This window comes from Desertihabitans aurantiacus (genome assembly GCF_003344635.1).
In the GTDB taxonomy this organism is placed as follows: domain Bacteria; phylum Actinomycetota; class Actinomycetes; order Propionibacteriales; family Propionibacteriaceae; genus Desertihabitans; species Desertihabitans aurantiacus.
The window spans coordinates 1-7314 of the sequence record NZ_QPKK01000196.1; the positions used below are offsets into that span (position 1 = coordinate 1).

The 7314-nt window shown below is 71.6% G+C and carries 8 protein-coding genes; 3 read left to right on the top strand and 5 right to left on the bottom strand.

Annotation, left to right across the window (positions count from 1 at the left end; all coding sequences use genetic code 11):
* The 3 genes from DVA66_RS14550 to DVA66_RS14560 form a co-directional block, all read left to right on the top strand.
* Positions 1-867 (top strand): 1,4-dihydroxy-2-naphthoate polyprenyltransferase (locus DVA66_RS14550; RefSeq protein WP_114560735.1); only part of this gene is annotated, 867 nt, incomplete at its 5' end.
* Positions 868-1001: 134 nt separating this feature from the next.
* The gene (locus DVA66_RS14555) at positions 1002-1256 is read left to right on the top strand and encodes a PLD nuclease N-terminal domain-containing protein (protein WP_114126422.1); all 255 of its coding nucleotides are present in this window, start codon (positions 1002-1004) and stop codon (positions 1254-1256) included.
* 11 nt (positions 1257-1267) lie between these two features.
* Positions 1268-2425: an alpha-amylase family glycosyl hydrolase gene (locus DVA66_RS14560; protein WP_114560736.1), complete on the top strand. Its 1158-nt coding sequence runs from the start codon at positions 1268-1270 to the stop codon at positions 2423-2425.
* A gap of 50 nt (positions 2426-2475) precedes the next feature.
* Here DVA66_RS14560 and DVA66_RS14565 read toward each other — a convergent pair whose 3' ends face one another.
* Genes DVA66_RS14565 through DVA66_RS14585 form a run of 5 tightly spaced genes read right to left on the bottom strand, consistent with a single transcriptional unit; the run spans position 2476 to position 7248 of the window.
* Complete coding sequence (locus tag DVA66_RS14565; protein ID WP_114560737.1) at positions 2476-3450, bottom strand: transketolase family protein; 975 nt, start codon at positions 3448-3450, stop codon at positions 2476-2478.
* Positions 3447-4364 carry a transketolase gene (locus tag DVA66_RS14570; protein WP_198671783.1) on the bottom strand — a complete coding sequence of 306 codons (918 nt, stop codon included), beginning with the start codon at positions 4362-4364 and terminating at the stop codon, positions 3447-3449. The genes DVA66_RS14565 and DVA66_RS14570 overlap by 4 nt, the downstream gene beginning before the upstream one ends.
* Positions 4364-5359, bottom strand: coding sequence for a sugar phosphate isomerase/epimerase family protein (locus tag DVA66_RS14575; protein ID WP_114560738.1), 996 nt, complete (start codon positions 5357-5359; stop codon positions 4364-4366). The genes DVA66_RS14570 and DVA66_RS14575 overlap by 1 nt, the downstream gene beginning before the upstream one ends.
* Before the next feature lie 42 nt (positions 5360-5401).
* A complete protein-coding gene (locus tag DVA66_RS14580; protein WP_114560739.1) occupies positions 5402-6304 on the bottom strand; it encodes a carbohydrate ABC transporter permease in 903 nt (300 codons plus the stop codon).
* The gene (locus tag DVA66_RS14585) at positions 6301-7248 is read right to left on the bottom strand and encodes a carbohydrate ABC transporter permease (RefSeq protein ID WP_114560740.1); all 948 of its coding nucleotides are present in this window, start codon (positions 7246-7248) and stop codon (positions 6301-6303) included. Before DVA66_RS14585 ends, DVA66_RS14580 begins: the two co-directional genes overlap by 4 nt.
* Positions 7249-7314 lie beyond the last annotated feature (66 nt).

Below are 7314 nucleotides of genomic sequence, written 5' to 3' on the forward strand. Positions count from 1 at the left end.
GCCGGCCTCTGGGTGGCTGGCGCGCGGCCGCGCACGCTGCCGGCCGCGGTGGCCCCGGTGCTGGTCGGCACCGGGACGGCCGCCTTCGCCGGCTCGCCGCGCTGGGGGCTGGCCGTGCTCGCCCTGCTGGTCAGCCTGGCCCTGCAGGTCGGCGTCAACTACGCCAACGACTACTCCGACGGTGTCCGCGGCACCGACGCCGACCGGGTGGGCCCGCTGCGGCTGGTGGGCTCGGGTTCGGCCAGCCCCGCCGCGGTGAAGCGGGCCGCGTTCGCCGCCCTCGGCGTCGCCGCCCTGGCCGGGCTGGCGCTGGTGGTGCTGTCGGGGCAGTGGTGGCTGCTCGCGGTCGGCGCCGCCGCGATCGCCGCCGCCTGGTTCTACACCGGCGGGCCGCGGCCCTACGGCTACGCCGGCCTGGGTGAGGTGTTCGTCTTCGTCTTCTTCGGCCTGGTCGCGGTGTGCGGCACCACCGTCGTCCAGACCGGCCGGGTCGACGCCGCCACGCTGGTCGGCGCGGTGGTCATCGGCTCCCTGGCCTCGGCGCTGCTGGTGGCCAACAACCTCCGCGACATCGTCGGCGACCGCGCCGCCGGCAAGCGCACCCTGGCCACCCGGCTGGGTGACCGCGGCACCCGCGTGCTCTACGCGGCCCTGGTCGCCGTCGGTGTGGTCGGTGTGGTGGTCGTGGCCGCGCTCACCACGTGGTGGGCGCTGCTCGGCCTGGCGATGCTGGTGCCCGCGGTGCCGGCCGTCCGCACCGTCCTCCGCGGTGCCCTCGGCCGCGACCTCATCCCGGTGCTCGCCCGCACCGGCACCACCGAGCTGCTCGCCGCCGTGGGTCTCTTCGCCGGTCTGCTCCTCGGCTGACCCGCTGTTCCGGGCGAACGCCCCGAGCCTGTCGGAGGGCGATCCCCGCGGCCGCCCTCCGACGAGCACCCGCTCGCCCGCGCGCGGGCGGCTCTCGACGGAGTTGCGGCCGACCCGCGAACTATGCTTCGCCCATGCTCCGGTACCTGCCCCTCTTCATCGCCCTGGCGCTGATGGTGTACTGCGTCATCGATGTCGCCCAGTCGGAGGCCGACCGGATCCGCAACGCACCCCGCTGGCTGTGGCTGACAGTGATCGTCGTGGTGCCGATCATCGGCCCGATCTGCTGGCTCCTGCTCGGACGCCCGAAGGCCGACGGCGGCGGTGGCGGCGGCTACGACCGTCCCCGCTACCCCGACGACGACCCCGACTTCCTGCGGCGGCTCTGAGAGCTCAACCGATGGCCGAGCCCGACTGGGTGCAGCACGCCCTGTGGTGGCACGTCTACGCTCTCGGTGCCGCGGGCGCCGTGCCCGGACCACCCACCCACGCCGAGCCGCACGGCTTGGACCGCCTCGAGCCGTGGCTCGACCACGTGATCTCCCTCGGGCTCTCCGGGATCGCCCTCGGCCCGGTCTTCCGCTCCGAGACCCACGGCTACGACACGCTCGACCACCGCGTCGTCGACGAGCGACTCGGGGGCGATGCCGCCTTCGACCGGCTGGTCGCCGCTGCGAAGCAGCGCGGGCTGCGGATCGCGCTCGACGGCGTCTTCAACCACGTCGCCGCCCGGCACGAGCGCCAGGACTGGCTGCTCCGCGACGAGCACGGGCAACCGGTGCCGTTCGAAGGGCACGGCGGCCTGCTCACCCTCGACCACGGCCGGCAGGACGTCCGCGCCGAGGTCACCGACATCATGCGCACCTGGCTCGACCGCGGAGCCGACGCCTGGAGGCTCGACGCCGCCTACGCCACGCCGACCGACTTCTGGGCCGCGGTGCTGCCCGAGGTGCGCCGCACCCACCCCGAGGCGTGGTTCTTCGGGGAGGTCATCCACGGCGACCACGCCGACGTCGTGCAGGCCTCGACCATGGACTCGGTGACGCAGTACGAGCTGTGGAAGGCGATCTGGAGCAGCCTCGTCGACCGCAACCCGCACGAGCTCGCCTGGACCCTCGGCCGGCACGCAGAGCTCGTGCCGAGCTTCGTGCCGGTGACGTTCGTCGGCAACCACGACGTCACCCGCCTCGCCTCCCGGTTGGACGACCCCGACCTCGTCGCCCTCGCCGTCGTCGCGCTCCTGACGCTACCGGGTACGCCGCTCGTCTACGCCGGGGACGAGCTCGGCGCCACCGGCGTCAAGGAGGAGCGGTTCGGCGGCGACGACGCCGTCCGACCCGAGCTGCCGCCCACACCCGGGGCCGGTGACGAGGTCATCCGGGGCACCTACCACCACCTGATCAGCCTGCGGCGTCAGCACCCGTGGCTGCACCGCGCCCACCTCGAGGTGGACGAGGTCACCCGGGAGCGGCTGGTCTACACGGTGCGGTCCGACACCAGCGCGCTGCGCGTCGCGCTGGATCTCACCGCCCACTCCTGGGACGTCGACACGGTCTGAGGCCACCGACCCGCTGTCGCGGTCGGTGGCCTCCCCGACTGCGGCGGGGTTCAGCGGCCGAGCACCTCCCGGGCGGACTCGGCGATGCCTTCCGGTGACATGCCGTAGCGGTCCAGCAGGAAGCCGGCCGAACCCGTCGGGGCGAACTCCGGGATGCCGAGGATGCGCATCCGCGCGGGGTGGTGCTCGACGACGCTCTCCGCCACCGCTCCTCCGAGCCCACCGGTCCGCGTCGCCTCCTCGGCCGTGACGATGCCGCCGGTCTCCCGGGCCGCCGCGACGACGGCCTCCACGTCGAGCGGCTTGACCGTCGGCATCGAGAGGACGCGCGCCTCGATCCCCTCCTGCGCCAGCTGCTCGGCCGCTGCGAGCGCCCGCCACAGCACGGTGCCGTTGCTGATCAGGGTGACGTCCTGACCGTCGCGCAGCGTCACCGCGCGACCCGGGACGAACTCGTGGTCCTCGCGGTAGACCACCGGCACACCCATCCGGCTCACCCGGATGAAGACGGGCCCCTCCGTGGCCGCGGCCCAGCGCATCGCTGCCGCCGTCTCGACCGGGTCGGCGGGCACCACCACGGTGAGGTTGTCGATGGCGCGCAGCCAGGCCAGGTCCTCGATGGAGTGGTGGGTGGGACCCAGCTCGCCGTAGGCCACCCCCGGGCTCATCCCGCACAGCTTGACGTTATGATCGGAGTAGGCGACGTCGGCCTTGATCTGCTCGAGCGCCCGCGCGGTGAGGAAGCAGGACGCCGCCGACACGAACGGGATCCGGCCTCCGTTCGCCAGACCCGCCGCCACCCCGACCATGTCCTGCTCGGCGATGCCGACGTTGATGAGCCGGTCGGGGAAGGCCTTCTTGAAGGCGTCGAGCTTGGACGAGCCGACCGAGTCGTTGACGACGCCGACGATCCGGTGGTCGGCACGCGCGAGATCGGCCAGCGTCTCGACGTAGGCGTTGCGGCAGTCGTACCGCGGCTCGTCGGCGATGGATCCCGTCTGCGGGGCCTTGGCGGTGAGGGTCATGCGGGCCTCCTGGCGTCGCGGTCGGGGGCGAGGGCGTCCAGCTCGTCCAGGGCCTGCTGGTACTGCTCGGCGTCAGGGACCTTGTGGTGCCACTTGACGTTGTTGCTCATGAACGAGATGGGGTGCCCCTTGTGGGTGTGGGCGATGACGAAGGTCGGCTTGCCCGGTCGGAACGGCACCGCCGAGAGGACGTCGAGCAGCTCGCCGTGGTCGTGCCCGTTGACCTCGACCACCGAGAACCCGAACGCGGCCGCCTTCGCGTCCAGCGGGTCGAGGTCGTTGGTCTCGCGGGTGGTGGCGCCCTGCTGGAGCCGGTTGCGGTCGACGATGACGGTGAGCGAGTCGAGCTCGTGCTGGGAGGCGGCCATCATCGCCTCCCAGTTGCTGCCCTCCTGCAGCTCCCCGTCACCGGTGAGGACGAACGTCCGGCGCCGTGAGACGTCCAGCTTGGCCGACAGCGCGTGGCCCACCGCGATCGGCAGACCGTGGCCCAGCGGCCCGGTGTTGGCCTCCACACCGGGCACCTTGACCCGGTTGGGGTGGCCGTTCAGCCGGGACAGCGGCTGCAGGAAGGTCGCGAGCTCCTCGACGGGGAGGAACCCGAAGGTGGCGAGCGTGGTGTACAGCGCGCCGGCGACGTGGCCCTTGGACAGGATGAACCGGTCCCGCTCCGGGTGCTCGACGGTGGCCGGGCTGACGTCGAGCACCGCCCCGTAGAGCACGGTGAGGATGTCGATCGCGGAGAAGTCCCCGCCGATGTGCCCCGCGCCGCCGTGGTGCACCAGCTTGAGGTCCTGGATGCGGATCTGGCGGGCCACCTCGGCCAGGTGGGCGACCTGGTCCTCCCGCCGTGCCGAGGAGTCGAGCCGTCCGAGCACCGGCATGGTCACCTCGTCGGTGGTCAGGCCCGGCATCAGCCCGCCTCCACCATCGAGGTCAGCAGCACCTTCTGCACCAGCCGCTGCGCGGCCAGGGCGTCATGGGAGGCCTGCGCGGCGGCCAGCGCCTCCTCGTCGAGGGCGTCGAGGGCACGGTGCAGCGCCTTGAGGAAGTCGACCGCCTGCCGGGCCGCCTGCACCGGGTCCTCCCGGAAGGGGAACTGGTCGAGCTGCCACACCCCGTCCCAGCCGTTGCGCCGCAGCACGTGGAAGAACTCGAAGGTCTCGACCAGGTGCACCGAGCCCACGACCATGTCGTCGTCCCAGCCGCGGAAGTTGTCGTTGACGTCGATGGCGAAGAGCCGACCGTGGTCGATGCACAGCTGGGCAGCGTCGGCCGGCGTCTCCAGGCCGTACAGCGAGTGGCCGAAGTCGAGCAGCACACCCAGGTTGTCGTAACCGACCTCCTGGATGGCCAGCAAGGTCCGGGCGGCGCTGGGGAAGATGATCTTGTTGCGGGGCTCGCGCGGCTTGTACTCGATCACGAAGCGCATGTCGGGGTGCGCCCCGACGAGCTCGCGGAGCCCGTGGACGGCCTGCCGCCACACGTCGCGGTAGCTGACCTGGAACGGGTAGTCCCACCCGTCCTGGCCGAACCAGAGCTTGACGTAGTCGCAGCCCAGCTCCTGCGCGACGGCGGTCGCCTCGTGCAGCATCTCCAACGCCCTGGTCCGGACGGCGGGGTCGGGGTTGGTCAGCGAGCCCTTCATGAACTCGCGGGTGTAGATCTCCGGGGTGACCGCCACCGCACGCAGCTTGTTGCGGGTGAGCGCGGAGCGGACGTCCTCGGTGGTGCCCTCGAAGCCGACGAACGGCCAGTTGAGGTCGACCACGGAGAGCTCACCCACCGCCCCGGCCCGGTCGATCTGCTCCAGCAGGCCGACCGGTTCCCCGTAGCCGTCGGTGGCGTAGCGGTCCTTGTAGGTGGCGAAGTGCCAGATCCCGGCACCGAAGGTCGGTAGGTCGGTCATCGTGGGGTCCTCCTAGGTGTGGGAGCGGATGGGCGTCGGGGCTCAGCCCTTGGTGGCGCCGGCGGTGAGCCCGCTGACGATCCAGCGCTGCAGGAAGGTGTAGGCGAGCAGGATCGGGACGACGGCGATGAGGATGCCGGCGGCCAGACCCGTGTTGTTGTTGGAGAACTGGCCCTGGAAGTTGAGCAGCCCGACCGGGATCGTCTTGTTGGCGTCGGAGCTGAGCAGGATCAGTGCGAACAGGAACTCGTTCCAGGTCGCGACGGCGTCGAGGATGAAAACCGTCACCAGCGCCGGCAGGGAGAGCGGGAGCACGATCGTGAGGAAGATCCGCCAGGGCCCGGCCCCGTCGATCTTGGCGGCCTCGATGATCTCGTCGGGCAGCTGGCGGAAGAAGGACTGCAGCACCAGCACCTCGAACGGGATCCCGAAGGCGAGGTAGGGCCCGACCAGGCCCAGCAGGCTGTCGGTCGCGCCGAAGCTCCGGGTCATCACGAAGACCGGCACGATGGTGATGTAGACGGGGATCGTCAGGCCGAGGAACACGGCGTACATCACGACCGCACCGAACCGCAGCCGCAGCTTGGCCAGGGCGTAGGCGAGCATCGCGGAGATGAAGACCCCCACCGGCACCTTGAGCAGCAGCAGCACCGCGCTGTTGCGGTAGGTGGCGGCGAAGTTCCCGATCGCCCAGGCGTCGGCGAAGTTCTGCAGGGTGAAGGTCCCGGGCCACGACAGCGCACCGTTGGCCACGAAGTCCGACAACGGGCGGAGGGCGGTGATGACGAGGAGGGCCAGCGGGGAGATCCAGAACAGGGCGACGACGGCGAGCACCACCGTCGCGACCACTCCCCCGCCCCGCCGGCGTGGCCGGCCCAGGCCGCCGGGGCGGACCTCCGCCTCCGGCAGGGCCGCGGCCGGGGCGAGCTGTGCAGAGCCGCTCATGCGACGTGCTCCTTGGTCTGGGAACGGACGTAGGGGATGCCGACGGCGACGGCCACGACGGTGATGACCACCGCGATCGCGGTGCCGTAACCGGCCTGGTAGTACTGGAAGACGTTGAAGTACATCCAGGTACCCATCACCTGGGTGGCGGTGCCGGGCCCGCCGTAGGTCATGGCGTAGACCAGGTCGAAGACCTTGAACGAGTCGATCAGCGAGAGGGCGAGCACGATGTAGTGCGCCGGCCGCAGGCTCGGCATCGTGATGTGCCAGAACTGCTGCCACCGGGTGGCGCCGTCGACCGTGGCCGCCTCGTACATGTCGGCGTTGATGCCCTGCAGCGCGGCGAGGTAGAGCAGCATCGGGAAGCCGACCCTCAGCCAGATCGCGGGCACCATCGTCGCCCCGAGCGCGGTCGAGTCCTGCCCGAGCCACGGCTGGGCCAGGAAGTCCAGGCCGACCGCGTCGAGGGCGGCGTTGATGGCCCCGTACTCGGGGTTGTACAACCAGCCCCAGATCGAGGCGACCGCCACCAGCGGGAGCACCGCGGGGGTGTAGAAGATCAGCCGCAGCACCGGCTTGGCGCGCACGGGTCCGTTGAGCAGGATGGCCAGCGCGAGCCCGATGACCACCGGGAAGACGATGGTGACGACCGTCCAGGTGAGGTTGTTCGCCACCGCCCGCGCGACGACGGGGTCCGACGCCATGGCCAGGTAGTTGTCGAGGCCGACCACCTCGTAGGTGGGGCTGAGACCGTCCCAGTCGGTGAAGCTGAACCACAGCGAGGACAGCGCGGGGTAGATGAGGAACACCGCGTAGACCGCCAGGGCGGGCAGGGCGAAGGTCCAGGCGACCAGGCCGCCGCGACCGGGGGACCGGCGGCGGCCGCCGCCGGAGGCGCGCGCGTCCGGGACGCGCGCGCCGGTGGTGAGGGTCGGGGACGTCATCGCGGGTCAGTCCTGCGCCCAGGTCGAGACGACCTCCTGCATCCGCTTCGCGGCGTCGGCAGGGCT